Below are 17,082 nucleotides of genomic sequence, written 5' to 3'. Positions count from 1 at the left end.
GCGGGGCGCGTGAGCGCGCTCTGGTTTTAAGGGAATAAATATTCGATTAAACAGCAAAGTTGGGGTTTGTGCACGGTGCCGCTACCAGGGCGGCAGCATCCGGTCAGGCTTTGATAGCGTCCCAGCAAAGGCTGAAAGCCATTTGCAAAACCTGCTCGTCATCGGCCAGGGTGCCCGACCGGATCAGGTTGGCCGTCTCGCGCACCGACCCGACCAGGCTGGCGGTGAGCAGCGGCACGGGCACATCCTTGAGGATCTCTTGCCGCTGGCCCTCTTCCACCACTGCAAAAAAGCCGGCCATCAGGCGCGTGGAGAACTCGCGGTTGCCGGGCGTGAACCAGGGGGAGTTGTAGTACTGCTCCTGAAACACCACCTCCGCATACTGGTCCAGCCGGTGGCGCAGCAGGTTGCCCCACATGCGGCGCACTTTGGCGCGGTAGGGCAGCTCGGGCGTCACGCCTTCCATGATGCGGGCAGCCGTGACGGTCTTGGCGTCCTGGTAGAGCTGGCTGATCAGCTCGTCCTTGGACGGGTAGTACACGTACAGCGTGCTGGTGGCCAGCCCGGCGGCGCGGGCGATCTGGGCCATGGTCAGGCCGCTCAGGCCCGTCTGGGCCACCAGGTCGAAGGTGGCCTGGGCAATGGCGCGCTGCTTTTCGTCGTCTTTGGGTTTCATGGGAGCCTGCGACTATAAGCGAATGAACGTTCGGCGTCTGTTCGTCGCTCCACCCAGCCTGGAGCCGGGCGAATAGTGGGGTTGACCTGTGGCGGGGTACTGCGCGGCAGCGGCCATGCACAATCGGCCCATGACCTCGCCCTCCTCTCCCCTTTCCTCCGCCATTGCCGACCTGCGCAAGAGCTACGAGCGCGCCGAGCTGAACGAAGACGCCTCGCACGCCGCGCCGCTGCAACAGTTTGACCAGTGGCTGCAAGAAGCCATCAAGGCCCAGATCCCCGAGCCCAACGCCATGACGCTGGCAACCGTGGGCAGCGACCTGCGCCCCAGCACGCGCATCGTGCTGATCAAGGGCTATGACGAGCGCGGCATCGTCTGGTTTACCAACTACGACAGCCGCAAGGGCCGCCAGCTGGCGGGCAACCCGTTTGCGGCGCTGCAGTTCCACTGGGTGGAGCTGGAGCGTGTGGTGCGCATCGAGGGCACGGTGGAGAAAGTGAGCGACGAGGAAAGCGACGCCTACTTCCACAGCCGCCCGCTGGATTCGCGCATCGGCGCCTGGGCCAGCCCGCAGAGCCAGGTAATTTCAGGCCGCAGCGTGCTGGTGGCCAACGCGGCCAAGTACGGCGCGCAGTTCATGCTCAAGCCGCCGCGCCCGCCGCACTGGGGCGGCTACCGCCTGAAGCCTGAGCAGTGGGAGTTCTGGCAGGGCCGCAAGAGCCGCCTGCACGACCGCCTGCGCTACCGGCTGGATGCTGGCGAGTGGGTGCGCGAACGGCTGGCGCCTTGAACCCGGGGGCGGTGGGTCACCCCACCACCCAGCGCGTCACGGCCAGGATGACCACCGGCATGGTGGCCAGGGCCAGGGCGGTGGAGACGGCCACGCTGGCGGTCACCTCGTCCTCGGCCACGCTGTAGCGCTGGGCAAACAGGAACACGTTGGCGCCCACCGGCAGCGATGCTGCCACGATCATTACCGCCAGGGGCAGGCCCGAGAGGCCGAGCGCCCAGCCCAGCGCGGCCAGCACGGCGGGATGCACCACGCACTTGACCAGCGCGATCCGCAGCGCCGCGCGGAAGTGGTGTCCCACCTTGGTGAAGGCCAGCGTCACCCCCACCAGCAGCAGCGCAATGGGGCCCAGCGCCTGGCCCAGCAGCTGCAGCGGCTTGTTGATCACTTCGGGCACCACCAGCCCCGTCTGCGCAAACAGCAGGCCCGCGATGATGGGCAGCGGCACGGGGTGCAGGATGCCATTGCGCACGGCCTGCAGCACGGTGCGCCACATCGGCTGCTGCGCCCCGCCCGGCCGGCCCGCATGCTCGCGCGCCACGGCCAGCTCGAACACCACGGTGGCGGCCGTGAGCAGGATGAGCGAGTGCACCGAGATCAGCGTGAACAGGGTGACCAGCCCGGCCTCGCCAAACACCAGGCCCACCAGCGGCACGCCGATCATCAGCGTGTTGCTGAAGGTGTTGGCCAGCGCCCGCGCCGCCCCCAGGCTGCTGAAGCCCAGCACCGCCAGCGTGGCCGCGTACACCAGTCCAAACGCGGCAAAGTAAATGCCCACCGGGCCGAAGTCCAGGTCCTGGATGTGCACCGTGCTCATGGTGCGGAACAGCAACGCGGGCGTGAGCACCATGAACACCAGGTTGGCCAGGTCCTTCACCGCGGCGGCGCGTATCCACCCGCGCCGCCCCACATAAAAGCCCAGGGCGATGAACAGGATGACGGGGGCCAGCGAGGTGAAGACGGGCGAGTTCAAGGCAGGAAACCGGTGGGTGCGCGGCAGGGGCGTGCCGCAAGAGATGGCAGAGGTGGCCGGTATTGTGGCCGACGGCGCAGCTATTGTTGTTGTAGCTGCTCGCGCTTGTCCCATAAGCGCTGCGGCCCATTTTTATTCAGATTGCACCCGACAGCCGGGTCTTGCATGGGGCCTTCTGGCGCACTCCAACGGAGGTCCGCTGCTTGAGCCGCAGCCGCACCCGCAGCGGCAGGCGCTGGCGCGGGGTCAGTGCGGCGGCGCCGTGACCTCGCGCTCCCAGCGGTCGATGAGCCGCTGCCGCTCGGCCACCGATCCGTACTTCACGTAGTCGTAGTTCACCAGCCGCGTGCGGGGCAGCGAGGGCATGCGCGGGTCCATGGGCGTGTCGCGGTGCGATGGCACATGGAACTGCCCGGCCGCGACGCCGAACTGCTGGGCGCCCGGGGTGAGCGCCCATTCGTAGAAGCGCCGCGCCAGCTCGGGATGCGGCGCGCCCCGGACCATCGACATGGAGCCGATCTCCGCGCCCGTGCCCTCGCAGGGCACGACGCCGGCCACCGGCGCGCCCTGGAGCCGTTCGGCCGGCACGTCTTGCAGAAAGCTGACCGAGGCCATGGCTTCGCCCCGCCCCACCACCCGCACGGCGGCCGTGCCGGCGCGGGTGTACTGCCCCACGTTCTGGTGCAGGGCCTTGAAGTAGTCGAACGCCTTGTCCTCGCCCAGCAGCTGCACCAGCGTTGCGACAAAGGTGTAGGCCGTGCCGGAGCTGGCGGGGTGCGACACCACCACCTGCCCGCGAAAGGCGGGCTGCAGCAGGTCGTGCCAGCACTGGGGGGCGGCCACGCCGCGCCGCGCCAGCACGTCGGTGTTGACGGCGATCCCCAGGGGGCCCATGTAGACCCCCACGGTGTGCCAGTTGGATTGCTTGGCCTGCGCCTGCGCCCACAGGCGCAGCTGAGGCAGCGAGGGCGACTTGTACGCCTGCGTCAGCCCCAGCTCGGCCGCCTGCAGGTGGGGGTCGCCGGTGCCGCCGAACCACACGTCGATGCGGGGGCTGGCGCGCTCGGCCGCCAGCTGGGCCAGCGCATCGCCCGAGCCGCGGCGCACCACCTGGACCTTGGCGCCGCTCACGCGGCCAAAGGTGGTTGCGATCAGCGAACACCATTCCTCGCGCACCGAGCACATCAGCTGCAGCGGCTCGCCGGCGCCCTGCGCCCACAACGGTCCGCCAGCCCCGGCCAGGACCAGGGCGGCCATTCCTCGGAAAATGCGGTGCGCCTTCATCATCGTGGAGGTTCCTGTTGCTGCTGCGCGGAGCCCTGCCTGCGGGCCTGCGGCGCCGTCGGCCTTGCGGCACCTTACGCCTGGGCGGCGTTCACCCCCTGATATGTATCAGATTGTTGCTCCGCCGTGGACTGGGACCGTCCCGCAGGCGCCAGGGCCGACGCGCGCCGCGGGGCCCCACCGCAGGGCCGCGGCGGCGGCGCGTCAGAACGCCACCTTCATCCCCACGGTGATGTTGCGCCCCATGAGCGGGGCCGCCGTCTTGATGAACGAGGTGTGGGCGTAGGCCAGCCGGTCGGTGAGGTTGTTGGCCTTCAGGTACACCTGCCAGGGCGTGCCGGCGCTGAACTGGCCGTTGTAGCTCACGCCCAGGTTGAGCATGCCGTAGCCGGGCGTGGCGGATTCAAACGCGGCCACGCGGTTCTGGCGCGCCACCTGTACCCACTCCACCTGGCCTTCCCAGGCGTTCCAGTGGGCGTCCAGCCGCACGCCCGCGCGCGTGGCGGGGATGCGCGGCAGGTTGCCGCCGCCGTCGACGCGGGCGCGCACGGTGTCGCCGAACAGCGTCAGGCCCAGGTGGCGGTTGAGGCGCTGGCGCACCTGCCCTTCGATGCCGGTGAAGGTGGCGTCGGCCTGGCTGTACTGCAGCAGTTGCAGCCCGTCCAGCGCGTCCAGGGTGCGGCCGTAGATGTAGTCGTGGATGCGGTTCCGGAACACGCTGACGCCAAAGGTCGTGTCGCCGCTGGTCTTTTTCAGGCCCAGGTCGATGTTCTGCGAGATCTCGGAGCGCAGGTCGGCGTTGCCGCGCTCGTAGGTGCTGGTGGCCATGTGCAGGCCGCGGGCGTACAGCTCTTCGGCCGTGGGCGCCCGGCTGGCGCGGGTGAACGAGGCGCCCAGCTGGTAGCCGGGCGTGAACTTCCAGACCGCGCCCAGCGATGCCGAGGTGCCGTTGTGGCGGCGCTCGATGCCGCTGGTCTGCGCCTCGGCGGTCTGGCGGTCGTGGCGCAGCGCGGCCTCGAAGCGCCAGTCGCCCACGCGGTATTCCTCCAGCGCGAACAGGCCGGTGCGGCGGGTGATGGTGGGCTGCACATAGGCTTCCTCGCCGTCCGCGCTGAACTTGCGCTGCGAGGTCTGCAGGCCGATCACGCCCTTGAAGCCGGCGATGGGCTCGTGCTGCAGCTCCACGCGCGTGTCGTAGGCCTTGTTCTTGAAGGTGGTGCTGATGGCGCCGTCCTCGACCTCGTCGTGCACGTAGTCGGTCACGCCCGCGCGCAGCCGCAGGGCCGAGACGCCCGCAAAGGGGTTGCGCAGCTCGCCGCGCAGGTCCAGCCGTTCGCTGCGCAGGTCCACCACGGGCACGTCGGCCGGATCGGCGCCGCCGTGGTCGTGGTCGTGGCCGTCGTCCTCCCCGCCATCGTGCGCACCGCAGTGCAGGTGGTCGCCGTGGGTGTGGCAGCCGTCAAAGCCATGGTTGTGGCCCGGCAGGCCGTACTTGGCCGTCTGGCGGGTGTAGGCCGCGCCCAGGTAGCCGCGGTCGCCCACCCACGACAGGCCCACGCTGCCGGTGTCCGTGCGGTTGAAGCTGCCGGGCACCTTGCTGCCCCCGGCCCAGCCCTTGCCCACGCCGTAGTCGCCGGCATCGCGCGCCACGCCTTCCACATGCACGGCGAGGTTGCCGGCGCCCCCGGTGAGCGAGAACGCGCCGGCGCCCTCGCGGGCCCCGGTGTTGGCGCGCAGCTCGGCGCTGCCTTCATAGCCCTTCTCGGGCACGGCGGTAGGCACCTTGCCGTCCAGCACGTTGACCACGCCGCCCACCGCGCCGTTGCCGTACACCAGCGCCGAGGGGCCGCGCAGCACTTCGATCTGCGTGGCCAGCAGCGGCTCGGACACCACGGCATGGTCGGGGCTGAGCGTGGAGGCATCGTGCAGCTCGGCGCCGTCGGTCAGCACCTTGATGCGCGGGCCGTCCATGCCGCGGATGATGGGGCGGCTGGCCCCCGCGCCAAAGTGGCTGCTGGTGATGCCGGGCTCGCTGTTCAGCGTCTCGCCCAGGGTGGCTTCGCGGCGGCGCAGCAGCTCGTCGCCTTCGAGGACGGTCACGGGCGTGGTCATGTCGCCCGCGCCCAGCTGCAGCCCGCTGGCGGATACGGTGACGGCGGGAAGGCTGGCCGGCGTGGGCGCGCCGGGCGTTTCGCTGGCGCTGGCGGGCGCGCCTTGCGCTTGTACGGAGCCACTGCCGCCAAAGGCCAGCAAAGCGGCCAGGGCCACGGGATGGAGGGCGGGACGGTAGCGCAGCGCCGTGCGGCGGGTGGCGGTGAAGGTGTAGGTCATGGTGTGCAAAGGGGTTCGCAGCAGGTGCGGTCCATACGGAAGCCCGTGGCGGCCCGGCACGCCGGGCAGGCCAACGGCCGGCCCGCGCGAACGCGGCATCCACGAGAAAATGAATAAAAATGGCCGCCAGCGCTTTACCAGAAAGCGCAAGCAGCTATGAAATCAGGAGTATTTGCGGCCATCCGCCGCAAGGCGGTGCCGTGGGGGAGCGTGCCGCCGGTCAGGCGCGCGGCGGGCCCCGCGCGTAGAACAGCGCTTCGTGGGTGGCCCCGGCCTGCCCGGCGGGCCCGGGGGGCGTCTGCGCAGGCGCCGCACCAGGCGGCAGCGCCAACGGGGTGGCGTGCGCGGCGTCACCCAGCGCCAGCTGGTCGAGCACCAGGCAGTCTGCGGGGGTATGGCTGCCCAGCAGCTGCAGCAGGGCCTGGGGCGCTTCAGTCGGCGCGCGGCCTGGGGCCTGGGCGTCCCGCGCGTCGCGGGCGGGCTGCTCCGCGCCTGCCAGCGCGTGGCCGGCATGCACCCGGTCCAGTGCCGTGGCGTGGGCGATCTGGTGCAGGCGCCCGATCGCGGGCACCAGCACCAGGGCCAGCACCAACCAAGCCAGGAGTGTGGGCGGCAGAAGACATCGAAGCGAAACGCGCGAAAACCGAGGATCGCGCGGTGCTACCGACAAGCCCAGGGTGGGCCCCTGGGCGCAGGAGGTGGGACCGCGCGAGACCGGTTTATCGCGCGTTGCAGCCGATGCTCCTTCTGCCGCCCGCACTCCTAGGGCGGCGTGCGCAGCCCAGCGCCGCCGGTCGTGGCGGCGTGCGGGCGTGTTGCGCGGGGCGGTGCGGGCCATGCAGAAAAAAAGGCGCGGGGCGGACTGTTACTTCACGGGCACGGCGTCCACCACGCGGTAGTACAGGCCGTAGGGGTCGTTGGGGAGCACGGCAAACTGGCCTTCCACCACCACGGGCTCCAGCGAGTAGCGCACGGGGGTCTTGGCCTTGACCTCGACCATGCTCTCGGGGCCGCCCGGCGTGCAGAACGAGCAGGTCAGCGGCACGGAGGTGAGGATGAAGTGCGTCTGGGTGGGCTTGGCGTCCAGCGGCACCATGAAGCCCTGGATGCGCTGCACGGTCTTGTCCATGCCCTTCTGCGCGCTGCTGAACACCGGCAGGATGCCGTTCTTGGTGGTCTTCTTGCTCAGGTCCGCCAGCACCGACCAGGGCACCACGTCGCTGCGCTGGGGCAGCGGCGCGATGGGGCTGTTGGGGCTGTGGTAACCGGCGCCGGTGCCGGCGGGCAGCGGTGGGGACAGCGCCGGGGTGGCGGCGGTGGAGGCCGCTGCGTCGGCCGGCGCCCTGCCGGTGGCACGCTCGAACGCCCCGGGCTCCGGCTTGGTGGCCCCGCTCACGGGCTGGGCCAGCACGGTGCCGGCCCCGCCGGCCCACAGGGCCAGGGTCAGCGCAGGGATCAACAGGGAACGGGGACGGGTGGCCATGGCGGGGAACCTCCGGAAAAGTCCGTGTCGGGATAGAAGGTGGATCGGTGTCAGTGCGCGTGCTTCATGCCGCAGTACTTGCCGATGGCCAGGTTGCGGCAGGCGGCCTGCAGGTCTTTCTGGCACTGGTCTTCGCCCTTGCCGGATTCCAGGCATTTGGCGGCGGCCTCGTGCGCCGCGGCCATGGCGCGGTGGCGGGCGATGTCTTCCTTGGTTTCCTTGTCGTTGTGGGCCTGGGCGTGCGCCAGCGCACCCGCCAGCAGCAGCAGCGGGGCCAGGGCCAGGAGGGAAAGGCGTTGGGTCATGAGGGGTCCTTCAGGGTAGCGAACAAAAAAATAGGTGGGTCCAGCGTGTCCAGCGGATTGCACGGCTTGGCGGGCTTTCACGGCTGGCTCAGCAGGTCCGCCACATCGGTGCGGTAGGCCTGCATGGCGGGCAGCAGCGCTGCCAGGGCCGCCACGCCCGCCGCCAGCAGCGGCACGCCGGCCTCGGCGGGCATCCAGATCCAGCCGGTCACGGGCAGCAGGCCCTGCGCCTGCAGCGCCCAGCCCAGCCCGTGGGCCAGGCCGTGGCCCAGCAGCAGGCCCAGGGCGGACGCCAGCGCGGCCAGCCACAGGGCCTCCCACAGCACCAGCCCGGCCACGCGGCCCGGGGGGGCGCCCAGCATGCGCAGCATGGCCAGGTCGGCGCGGCGCTCGCGCACGGCATTCCACAGGGCGATGAAGACGCTCAGGGCCGCCACGGCCAGCAACACGCCGCCAAAGGCGCGCAGCACGTCGGCCCCCACGCCCAGCAGGCGCAGCAGGCGCGTGACCTCGATGGCCGGCGCCGCCGCCTGCAGGCTGGTGCCGCTGTTGATCTGCCGCGGCAGCGTGACGGCGGCCATGGGCGTGCGGTAGCGCACCAGGGCGACGGTGACTTCGCGCTCCTCTTTGAGGATCTCCAGGTCTTCGGCGTCGTTGGCCGTGGCCATCTCGTGCACCGTCCAGACGGACTCGGTGCTGGTCAGGATCAGCCGGTCCAGCACGCAGCCGCAGGGCGCGAGCACGCCGCTCACGCGGTAGGGGTGGTCGCCGTGCGCGTGCCCTCCCCCGCCCAGGCCGTGGCTGCCGACGAAGGTGGCGCCCACCAGCGGCGCACCGGCGTGGCTGGCCCGGACGATGCCGCGCGCCGCGCTGGCGCCCAGCACGGCGTCCATGGGCTGCTGCCAGAGCGCGCCTTCGGCGAACGTGGCCTCGTAGTGCGCCACGTAGTCGGCGGTGGTGCCCACGATGCGAAAGCCCTGGTAGCTGTCGCCCAGGCTCAGCGGTATCACCTGCGCCACCAGCGGGTTCTTCTGCAGCGCCTGCACTTCCTGCAGCGGGATGTTGCCCGTGGGCACGTCGATGTGGAACACGCCCGCCAGGATCAGCTGCAGCGGGCTGCCTTTGGCGCCCACCACCAGGTCGATGCCGGTCAGGTCGCGCTCGAACGCGCGGTCCAGCTGCGTGGCCACCAGCAGCACCAGCGTGATGGCCGCCAGCCCCAGCGTGAGCACCAGCAGGTTGAGCACCGCCGCCAGCGGGCGCGACCACAGGTAATGCCACGAGAGCCGGGCCAGATTTACTATGGATTTCATAGCTGCTCGCGCTTGTCCAGCAAGCGCTGGGAGGCTATTTCATTCAAATCCAGCGTCTGCGCGCCGGCCAGCGCCTGCACCACGCGCTGGTCGTGCGTGGCAATCACCAGGCTGGCGTCGCAGGCCGCGGCGCTGTGCTGCAGCAGGGCCAGCGCATCGGCAGCGGCCTCGTCGTCCAGGCTGGCGGTGGGTTCGTCGGCCAGCAGCACCTGGGGCGCCAGCAGCACGGCCCGCGCCAGCGCCACGCGCTGCGCCTGCCCGCCCGAGAGCTGGTGCGGCCGGCGGGCGGCCAGCGCGGCCACGTCCACCTGCGCCAGCGCACGCTCGATGGCGGCGTCGTCGCGGGGCAATCCGGCCGCAAAGTAGGCCAGCGCCAGGTTGTCCGCCACCGAAAGCGCGCTGCTGAGGTACAGCTTTTGCGGCAGAAAGCCGATGGTGCGTGCGCGCCAGGCGTCGATCTCGCTGCCGCGCTGCGGGCCCAGCTGCGTGCCCGCCACGAACAGGTCGCCCCCGCTGGCGCCGCGCAGGCCCGCGATCAGCGCCAGCCAGGTGGATTTGCCGGCGCCCGAGCGCCCGCGCACTAGCAGCGTGCCGCCCTGGCGCAGGTCCACGTCCGGAAACCGCAGCGGCGCCGCGCCGCCCGTGGTAAAGGTGTAGGAAAGCCCCCGGGTGCGGATCATGCGGCCGCCCCTCCCGCCGGGTGGGCGCAATCTGCGCAGCGTCCGTGTACTGCAATGTCCACCGCCAGACTCTCATGCCCCGCAGTGGCCAGCGCCTGCAGCACTTGCTGCAGGGCGTTCTGCACCGTGGCCGAGCCTTGCGAGAGCCGGAACTGGCGATGGCAGTCGTCGCATTCAAAACGCGGCGCCACGCCCTCTTCGCCTTGCGGGGCCCGCGCGTACCGCGTGACGCGGGCGGCGTCCACGTGCTTGTGCAGCAGGCCGGCGGCGGCAAAGCGGTCCAGCAGGCGGTAGACGGTGACTTTGTTCACCCCCACGCCCGCCGCGGCCAGGGCGGACTCCACTTCGGCTTCGGACAGTGCCGCGTCGGGCCGGTCCGCATACAGTGCCGCCAGCGCCCGCGCAGCCCGCGTGGCCCGCATGCCGGGCGGCAGGGTCCATTCAGCAGCAGAGGCGGGGGACGAGGTGGTTTGGCGCAAGGAAGGCACGGCAGAAAAGGCCGGCGCCGCCCCCGCCCGGGCGGGGTGCGGCAACCGCGCCATAACGCAATTGGCTTGCATTATGCAGCCTTTGGGCGTCGGCGCCGCTCCAATGCCCGCCTGCGGCGCTGGGCCACCGTGTGCTCCGGGCTGCGCGGGCCCGGCCGGTCACTCTGCCTTGAGATACCGCGCAAACGTCTTGCGAAACTTCTCCACCTTCGGCCCCACCACGAACGCGCAGTACCCGGCGCCGGGGTTCTTGGCAAAGTAGTCCTGGTGGTAGTCCTCGGCGGCGCTGTAGTTGTGCAGCGGTTTCACCTCGGTGGTGATGGGCGCGCCAAACAGCTTGTCTTGCGACATCTGGCGGATCATGGCGTGGGCGATGTCGCCGTGCGCGGGGTCTTCAAAGTAGATGCCGCTGCGGTACTGCGTGCCCACGTCGTTGCCCTGGCGGTTCAGGGTGGTCGGGTCATGGGTGTGGAAGAAGATCTCCAGGATCTCCTCCAGGCTGATCTCGCTGGCGTCAAACGTCAGGCGCACCACCTCGGCATGGCCGGTGTCGCCGGTGCAGACCTGCGCGTAGCTGGGCTGGACGGTGTGGCCGTTGGTGTAGCCGCTTTCCACGTCGGTCACGCCGCGCACGCGGTCGAACACGGCTTCGGTACACCAGAAGCAGCCCCCGCCAAGGGTGATGGTCTGCAAATTTTGGGGGGTATCTGCCAAACAGGCCTCCGTGCAATTTGGCGCGGATGGTACGCGCACCGCCCGGCCATCCGGGCAGCGCGGGATTGTGCCCCAGGATGTAGCAAGGGCTACACATTTAAATGCGCACGGGTGATCACACTCCATTGACGCTCCGCCGTCCCGTGGCTACATTACTAACCAGTCAGTCATTAACTACGTCTTTCCGGTGTCCCCCTCGCCCCCTCCCTCTTCTTCCGTTGCCGGCCAGCCCAAGCGCGAGCGCCGCAAGGAGGCTCGCCCCGGCGAACTGCTGGAGGCCGCGCTGGACCTGTTTGTGGAAAAAGGCTTTGCCGCCACGCGCGTGGACGAGGTGGCCGCCCGGGCCGGGGTGTCCAAGGGCACCCTCTTCCTGTACTTCCCCAGCAAGGAAGAGCTGTTCAAGGCCGTGGTGCGCGAGAACATCGCCGGCCGCTTTACCGAGTGGAATGCCGAGCTGCAGACCTTCGCGGGCTCCACCAGCGATCTGCTGCGCTACTGCTACCAGGTGTGGTGGGAGCGCGTGGGCAGCACCAAGGCCTCGGGCATTACCAAGCTGATGCTCAGCGAGGCGCAGAACTTCCCCGACATCGTGGCCTTCTACCAGCACGAGGTCATCCTGCCCGGCAAGGCGCTGATCCGGCGCATCCTGGAGCGCGGCATTGCGCGCGGGGAGTTCCGCGCCATCGACCTCGACTACGGCGTGTTCCTCGTCCTGGCGCCCATGATCTTCCTGATGATGTGGAAGCACTCGCTGGGCGCCTGCGTGCCCGAGGGCGAGAACCTGACCCCCGAGCGCTACATCGCCTGCCAGGTCGACAACCTTCTGCAGGGCCTGTGCGTGCGGCCGGACGCTGCGCCTGCACCCCAGTCCCCTCCTCCCTCCCCTTCCCGCTCCTGACCATGAAACGCTGGATTCCCTGGGTGGCTGCCGCCATCGTCATCGTGTTGCTCGGCGGCGGCGTGTGGCGTGCCCTGGCCGCGCGCCAGGCGCAGCAAAAAGCGCTGGCCGCAGCCGCCACCCAGCGCGCCGAGGCCCCGCTGCAGCTGGCGGCCGACGAGGTGCTGCGGGTGCAGCGCCGCGACCTGGTGCTGGGCGTGCCGATCTCGGGCGCCCTGCGGGCCGTGGACTCGGCCATGGTCAAGGCCCGCGCGGCGGGCGAACTGCAAGGGCTCACGGTGCGCGAGGGAGACCGCGTGAAGGCCGGCCAGGAGATCGCCCGCATCGATCCCACCGAGGCCCGGGCCCGGGTGCGGCAGGCGCAGCAGCAGGCGGACGCCGCCAAGGCCCAGGTGGACATCAACCAGCGCCAGTACGACAACAACCGCGCGCTGGTGGCGCAGGGCTTTATCTCATCGACCGCGCTGGTCACCTCGCAGGCCAGCCTGGAAGCTGCCCAGTCCAGCCACCAGGCCGCCGTGGCGGCGGCCGACGTTGCCCGCAAGGCGCTGGACGACACCGTGGTGAAAAGCCCCATCAGCGGCCTGGTGGCGCAGCGCCTGGCCCAGCCCGGCGAGCGGGTGGCGGTGGACGCGCGCATCGTGGAGGTGGTGGACCTCTCGCGCCTGGAACTGGAGGCGCAGCTTCCCCCCGCGGACGCCGTGGCCGTGCGCGAGGGCCAGAAGGCTTCGCTCACCGTGGAAGGCCTGGCAGAGCCGGTGCCGGCCACCGTGGCACGCATCAGCCCCAGCGCCCAGGCCGGCAGCCGCACGGTGCCGGTCTACCTGCGCGTGGATGCCCGCCCTGCCGCAGCGCCGCAACTGCGCCAGGGGCTGTTCGTGCAGGGCCTTCTGGACACGGGGCGCGCGCCGGTGCTGGCCGTCCCGCTGGACGCCGTGCGCACCGACAAGCCGGCCCCCTACCTGCAGACCGTGAAGGACGGACGGGTCGCGTATGTGGAGGTCCAGACCGGCCAGCGCGCGCTGGTGGACGGCCAGACCCTGGTGGCCGTCCAGGGCGTGCCCGAAGGCACCGTCGTGGTGGCCGGGCGCATCGGCCAGCTGCGCGAAGGCACGGCCGTGGCCTTGCCGCCGGCCGCCGGGGGGGCGCCTGCGCCCGCCGCTGCGCAAGCCGCTTCCAGCCCGACCCCCTGAGCGCCGCAGCCTGCCATGTGGTTCACCAAAGTCAGCCTGAAGAATCCCGTGTTCGCCACGATGGTGATGCTCGCCATCGTGGTGCTGGGCCTGTTCTCGTACCAGCGCCTGAAGGTCGACCAGTTCCCGAACATCGACTTTCCCGTGGTGGTGGTCACCGTGGACTACCCCGGCGCCTCGCCCGAGATCGTCGAGAGCGAAGTCACCAAGAAGATCGAGGAAGGCGTCAACTCCATCGCGGGCATCAACGCCCTCACCTCGCGCAGCTACGAGGGCACGGCGGTGGTCATCATCGAGTTCCAGCTGCACATTGACGGCCGCAAGGCCGCCGAGGACGTGCGCGAGAAGGTGGCCACCGTGCGCCCCAACCTGCGCACCGAGGTCAAGGAGCCGCGCGTGCTGCGCTTCGACCCCGCCAGCCGGGCCGTGTGGTCCCTGGCCGTGCTGCCCGATGAGACATCGAACCGCAGTGCCGTGGAGCTGACCACCTGGGCCGAGCAGGTGCTGAAAAAGCGCCTGGAAAACGTGCGCGGCGTGGGCGCCGTGAACCTGGTGGGCGCCACCAAGCGCGAGATCAACATCTACCTCAACCCCCAGGCGCTGGAGGCCTACGGCATCACCCCCGACCAGGTGGCCAGCGCCGTGCGCAATGAAAACCAGGACCTGCCCGTGGGCTCCATCCGCTCGCTGGCGCAGGAGCGTGTGGTGCAGATCGATGCCCGCATGCAGCGGCCGGAGGACTTCGGCAAGATCATCGTCGCCCGCAAAAACGGAGCGCCCGTCCGCCTGGACCAGGTGGCCCGCGTCAACGACGGCGCCCAGGAGGTGGAAAGCCTGGCGCTCTACAACGGCCAGCGCACGCTGCTGCTGTCGGTGCAGAAGTCGCAGGGCGAAAACACCATCGAGGTGGTGGACGGCCTGAACGCCGCGGTGGCCGAACTCAAGAACCAGTTGCCGCCCGGCGTGCGCCTGGAGACCATCGGCGACAGTGCCCGCCCCATCCGCGTGGCCGTGAACAACGTGCGCCAGACGCTGATCGAAGGCGCCATCCTCACGGTGCTGATCGTGTTCCTGTTCCTGAACTCGTGGCGCTCCACCGTCATCACGGGCCTCACGCTGCCGATCGCCCTCATCGGGACGTTCCTGTTCATGAACATGTTCGGCTTCACCATCAACATGATCACGCTCATGGCGCTTTCGCTGTGTGTGGGCCTGCTGATCGACGACGCCATCGTGGTCCGCGAGAACATCGTGCGCCATGTGCAGATGGGCAAAGGCGCCTACGCGGCCGCCATGGACGGCACGCAGGAGATCGGCCTGGCGGTGCTGGCGACCACGCTGTCCATCGTGGCGGTGTTCATGCCCATCGGCTTCATGGGCGGCATCATCGGCAAGTTCTTCCACGAGTTCGGCATCACCATCGTCGCCGCGGTGATGATCTCGATGTTCGTGAGCTTCACGCTGGACCCCATGCTGTCGAGCGTCTGGCACGACCCGAGCATCCATGCGCACGGCCAGCGCACGGTGCCGGTCACGTTCTACGACAAGACCGTCGGCCGCGTCACCGGCTGGTTCGACCGCGCCACCGACGCGCTGGCCGAGGGCTACCAGCACATCCTGCGCTGGTCGCTGGTGCACAAGCTGGCCACGCTGCTGATTGCGCTGGGTGTCTTTGTGCTCAGCATCTTCATGGTGCCGCTGCTGGGCACCGAGTTCGTGCCCAAGGCCGACTTCTCGGAGACGACGGTCAACTTCTACACGCCGGTCGGCTCGTCGCTGGAGGCCACCGAGGCCAAGGCGCGCCAGGTGGAAGGCATCCTGCGCGAGCTGCCCGAGGTGCGCTACACGCTGGCCACGCTCAACACCGGCAACGCGCAGGGCAAGATGTACGCCGGCATCTACGTGCGCCTGGTGGACCGCAAGGACCGCAGCCGCAGCGTGGACGCCATGTCCGCCGTGCTGCGCGAGCGCCTCAAGCAGGTGCCGGGCATCACCGTGACGCACGTGGGCTTGCTCGACCCGGTGGGTGGGCAAAAGCAGATCGAGTTCTCGCTGCAGGGCCCGGACCTGCAGGAGCTGGAGCGCCTGACGCGCCAGGTGAGCGAGAAGATCCGCGACATCCCCGGCCTGGTGGACCTGGACAGCAGCGCCAAGCCCGACAAGCCCGTGATCGCCATCGACGTGAAGCGCGACGTTGCCTCCGACCTGGGCCTGTCGGTGGCGCCCATGGCCGCCTCCCTGCGCACGCTGGTGGCCGGCACCACGGTGGGCAACTGGCGTGCGCCGGACGATCAGACCTATGACGTGAACGTGCGCCTGGCGCCCGAGTCGCGGACCGCGCCGCAAGACCTGGAACGCCTGCCCTTCGCCCTGGCCGCCGCGGACGGCAGCACCCGCATCGTGCGCCTGGGCCAGGTGGCGAGCGTGACCGAATCCACCGGCGCCAACCAGATCAACCGGCGCGACCTGACGCGCGAGGTGGCCGTGAACGCCAACGTGGCATTGCGCTCCGCGGGCGAGGTGTCGGCGGACATCCGCAAGGCGCTGGACTCCATCAGCTTCCCGCCGGGCTACCGCTACCAGTTTGGCGGCTCCACCAAGAACATGGCCGAGTCGTTCGGCTACGCCGTGTCGGCGCTGGCCATGGCCATCATCTTCATCTACATGATCCTGGCCAGCCAGTTCAAGAGCTTCCTGCAGCCGCTGGCGCTCATGACCTCGCTGCCGCTCACGCTCATCGGCGTGGTGCTGGCGCTCATGATGTTCCGCTCCACGCTGTCGATGTTCTCCATCATCGGGGTGGTGATGCTGATGGGCCTGGTCACCAAGAACGCCATCTTGCTGGTGGACTTTGCCATCCGCGCCCGCGAGGAGCACACCGACGACCAGGGGCGCCCCCTGCCCGGCCTGCCGCGCGCCGACGCGCTGCTGCTGGCCGCGCGCGTGCGGCTGCGCCCCATCCTGATGACCACGCTGGCCATGATCTTCGGCATGGTGCCGCTGGCGTTTGCCCTGTCCGAAGGGTCCGAGCAGCGCGCCCCCATGGGCCAGGCCGTGATCGGCGGCGTCGTCACCTCGTCGCTGCTCACGCTGGTGGTGGTGCCGGTCGTCTACTGCTACATGGACGATCTGGCGAACTGGGCGCTGCGCAAGATGGGGCGCGGCGGCGCACCGGCCCGCGAGGCCTCTAAAATCGAGGGTTTGTCCTGACCCACGCCTCCCCCGGAGAAAACCCATGAACCTGCCCCTGAACACGCTTGCCAACACCAGCGACCCGGTCTCCCAGGCCCGCTACAACATGATCGAGCAGCAGATCCGCCCCTGGAACGTGCTGGATGCGGACGTGCTGGACCTGCTGGCGGTGGTGCGCCGCGAGGACTTCGTGCCCCCGGCCTACCGCAGCATGGCCTTCATGGACATCGAGATCCCGCTGCTCGGCGGCGATGCAGAGGCCGCCGTGCGCCAGGGCCAGTGCATGCTGCAGCCGCGCGTGGAAGCCCGCATGCTGCAGGACCTGCAGGTGCAGCCCACGGACCGCGTGCTGGAGATCGGCGCCGGCTCCGGCTACATGGCCGCCCTGCTCGCCCACCGGGCCGAGCGCGTCGTGTCGCTGGAAATCCACCCCGAGCTGGCCGAGATGGCCCGTGAGAACCTGCGCGATGCCGGCATCCAGAACGCCGACGTGCGCGTGGGCGACGGCGCGCGCGACACCATTCCGGACGGCCCGTTCGACGTGATCGTGCTCAGCGGCTCGGTGGCCGAAGTGCCCGCCAGCCTGCTCTCGCTGCTGCGCGACGGCGGCCGCCTGGCTGCCGTGGTGGGCAACGAGCCGGTGATGCGCTTCACCCTGGTGCGCCGCACTGGCGACCGCTTTGTCACCACCTCGCCCTGGGACACCATCGCCCCCCGCCTAGTGCACTTCCCCGAGCCGTCCGGCTTCACGTTCTGAGCCCG

Annotated in this window: 16 protein-coding genes; 5 read left to right on the top strand and 11 right to left on the bottom strand. The window is 69.9% G+C overall.

What is annotated here, in order from left to right; all coding sequences use genetic code 11:
* Window positions 1-103 precede the first annotated feature (103 nt).
* Window positions 104-676, bottom strand: a complete 573-nt coding sequence (locus tag ACOYR3_RS12510) for a TetR/AcrR family transcriptional regulator (protein WP_291489942.1) — start codon at window positions 674-676, stop codon at window positions 104-106.
* Window positions 677-791: 115 nt separating this feature from the next.
* Between ACOYR3_RS12510 and pdxH the strand changes: the two genes are divergently transcribed.
* A complete protein-coding gene (gene pdxH / locus ACOYR3_RS12505) occupies window positions 792-1,466 on the top strand; it encodes a pyridoxamine 5'-phosphate oxidase (protein ID WP_291489941.1) in 675 nt (224 codons plus the stop codon).
* A 16-nt stretch (window positions 1,467-1,482) separates the two neighbouring features.
* On the opposite strand, the gene ACOYR3_RS12500 is transcribed toward pdxH, so the two are convergent.
* The 10 genes from ACOYR3_RS12500 to msrA all read right to left on the bottom strand — a co-directional run bounded on the left by ACOYR3_RS12500 (window position 1,483) and on the right by msrA (window position 11,016).
* Window positions 1,483-2,439: an AEC family transporter gene (locus tag ACOYR3_RS12500; RefSeq protein ID WP_422842705.1), complete on the bottom strand. Its 957-nt coding sequence runs from the start codon at window positions 2,437-2,439 to the stop codon at window positions 1,483-1,485.
* A 246-nt stretch (window positions 2,440-2,685) separates the two neighbouring features.
* Window positions 2,686-3,696 (bottom strand): ABC transporter substrate-binding protein, encoded by a 1,011-nt coding sequence (locus ACOYR3_RS12495; protein ID WP_422842704.1) that lies wholly within the window; start codon window positions 3,694-3,696, stop codon window positions 2,686-2,688.
* Window positions 3,697-3,927: 231 nt separating this feature from the next.
* On the bottom strand, window positions 3,928-6,054 hold the full coding sequence (locus tag ACOYR3_RS12490) for a TonB-dependent receptor domain-containing protein (protein ID WP_422842703.1): 2,127 nt from the start codon (window positions 6,052-6,054) through the stop codon (window positions 3,928-3,930).
* 220 nt (window positions 6,055-6,274) lie between these two features.
* A complete protein-coding gene (locus ACOYR3_RS12485; RefSeq protein ID WP_422842702.1) occupies window positions 6,275-6,643 on the bottom strand; it encodes a hypothetical protein in 369 nt (122 codons plus the stop codon).
* A 276-nt stretch (window positions 6,644-6,919) separates the two neighbouring features.
* Complete coding sequence (locus ACOYR3_RS12480; protein WP_422842701.1) at window positions 6,920-7,537, bottom strand: DUF3299 domain-containing protein; 618 nt, start codon at window positions 7,535-7,537, stop codon at window positions 6,920-6,922.
* Window positions 7,538-7,587: 50 nt separating this feature from the next.
* Window positions 7,588-7,842: a hypothetical protein gene (locus ACOYR3_RS12475; protein WP_422842700.1), complete on the bottom strand. Its 255-nt coding sequence runs from the start codon at window positions 7,840-7,842 to the stop codon at window positions 7,588-7,590.
* A 77-nt stretch (window positions 7,843-7,919) separates the two neighbouring features.
* On the bottom strand, window positions 7,920-9,155 hold the full coding sequence (locus ACOYR3_RS12470; RefSeq protein WP_422842699.1) for an FtsX-like permease family protein: 1,236 nt from the start codon (window positions 9,153-9,155) through the stop codon (window positions 7,920-7,922).
* Entirely contained in the window at window positions 9,152-9,835 is a 684-nt protein-coding gene (locus tag ACOYR3_RS12465) for an ATP-binding cassette domain-containing protein (RefSeq protein ID WP_422842698.1), read from the bottom strand. The genes ACOYR3_RS12470 and ACOYR3_RS12465 overlap by 4 nt, the downstream gene beginning before the upstream one ends.
* Window positions 9,832-10,257, bottom strand: a complete 426-nt coding sequence (locus tag ACOYR3_RS12460; protein WP_422846580.1) for a Fur family transcriptional regulator — start codon at window positions 10,255-10,257, stop codon at window positions 9,832-9,834. The genes ACOYR3_RS12465 and ACOYR3_RS12460 overlap by 4 nt, the downstream gene beginning before the upstream one ends.
* Window positions 10,258-10,482: 225 nt before the next feature.
* Window positions 10,483-11,016, bottom strand: coding sequence for a peptide-methionine (S)-S-oxide reductase MsrA (gene msrA / locus ACOYR3_RS12455; protein WP_422842697.1), 534 nt, complete (start codon window positions 11,014-11,016; stop codon window positions 10,483-10,485).
* Window positions 11,017-11,224: 208 nt separating this feature from the next.
* Between msrA and ACOYR3_RS12450 the strand changes: the two genes are divergently transcribed.
* The 4 genes from ACOYR3_RS12450 to ACOYR3_RS12435 are packed head-to-tail and all read left to right on the top strand — an operon-like array spanning window position 11,225 to window position 17,077.
* Complete coding sequence (locus ACOYR3_RS12450) at window positions 11,225-11,935, top strand: TetR family transcriptional regulator (protein ID WP_422842696.1); 711 nt, start codon at window positions 11,225-11,227, stop codon at window positions 11,933-11,935.
* A 2-nt stretch (window positions 11,936-11,937) separates the two neighbouring features.
* The gene (locus ACOYR3_RS12445) at window positions 11,938-13,128 is read left to right on the top strand and encodes an efflux RND transporter periplasmic adaptor subunit (RefSeq protein WP_422842695.1); all 1,191 of its coding nucleotides are present in this window, start codon (window positions 11,938-11,940) and stop codon (window positions 13,126-13,128) included.
* Window positions 13,129-13,143: 15 nt separating this feature from the next.
* Window positions 13,144-16,338: an efflux RND transporter permease subunit gene (locus ACOYR3_RS12440; RefSeq protein ID WP_422842694.1), complete on the top strand. Its 3,195-nt coding sequence runs from the start codon at window positions 13,144-13,146 to the stop codon at window positions 16,336-16,338.
* A gap of 25 nt (window positions 16,339-16,363) precedes the next feature.
* Window positions 16,364-17,077, top strand: coding sequence for a protein-L-isoaspartate O-methyltransferase family protein (locus ACOYR3_RS12435; RefSeq protein ID WP_422842693.1), 714 nt, complete (start codon window positions 16,364-16,366; stop codon window positions 17,075-17,077).
* Window positions 17,078-17,082 lie beyond the last annotated feature (5 nt).

It is taken from the genome of Acidovorax sp. M2(2025), from assembly GCF_049330835.1.
GTDB lineage: Bacteria > Pseudomonadota > Gammaproteobacteria > Burkholderiales > Burkholderiaceae_C > Acidovorax.
Note: the sequence above shows the minus strand (reverse complement) of the source record. Positions and strands in the feature narration are given on the sequence as shown.

Bases quoted from the DNA above. Each gene is read 5' to 3' on its own strand.
- ACOYR3_RS12480 (WP_422842701.1), bottom strand. From the start codon at position 7,537: ATGGCCACCCGTCCCCGTTCCCTGTTGATCCCTGCGCTGACCCTGGCC.
- pdxH (WP_291489941.1), top strand. From the start codon at position 792: ATGCACAATCGGCCCATGACCTCGCCCTCCTCTCCCCTTTCCTCCGCC.
- ACOYR3_RS12435 (WP_422842693.1), top strand. From the start codon at position 16,364: ATGAACCTGCCCCTGAACACGCTTGCCAACACCAGCGACCCGGTCTCC.
- ACOYR3_RS12490 (WP_422842703.1), bottom strand. From the start codon at position 6,054: ATGACCTACACCTTCACCGCCACCCGCCGCACGGCGCTGCGCTACCGT.
- ACOYR3_RS12465 (WP_422842698.1), bottom strand. From the start codon at position 9,835: ATGATCCGCACCCGGGGGCTTTCCTACACCTTTACCACGGGCGGCGCG.
- ACOYR3_RS12475 (WP_422842700.1), bottom strand. From the start codon at position 7,842: ATGACCCAACGCCTTTCCCTCCTGGCCCTGGCCCCGCTGCTGCTGCTG.
- ACOYR3_RS12445 (WP_422842695.1), top strand. From the start codon at position 11,938: ATGAAACGCTGGATTCCCTGGGTGGCTGCCGCCATCGTCATCGTGTTG.
- ACOYR3_RS12460 (WP_422846580.1), bottom strand. From the start codon at position 10,257: ATGCGGGCCACGCGGGCTGCGCGGGCGCTGGCGGCACTGTATGCGGAC.
- ACOYR3_RS12495 (WP_422842704.1), bottom strand. From the start codon at position 3,696: ATGGCCGCCCTGGTCCTGGCCGGGGCTGGCGGACCGTTGTGGGCGCAG.
- ACOYR3_RS12510 (WP_291489942.1), bottom strand. From the start codon at position 676: ATGAAACCCAAAGACGACGAAAAGCAGCGCGCCATTGCCCAGGCCACC.
- ACOYR3_RS12440 (WP_422842694.1), top strand. From the start codon at position 13,144: ATGTGGTTCACCAAAGTCAGCCTGAAGAATCCCGTGTTCGCCACGATG.
- ACOYR3_RS12470 (WP_422842699.1), bottom strand. From the start codon at position 9,155: ATGAAATCCATAGTAAATCTGGCCCGGCTCTCGTGGCATTACCTGTGG.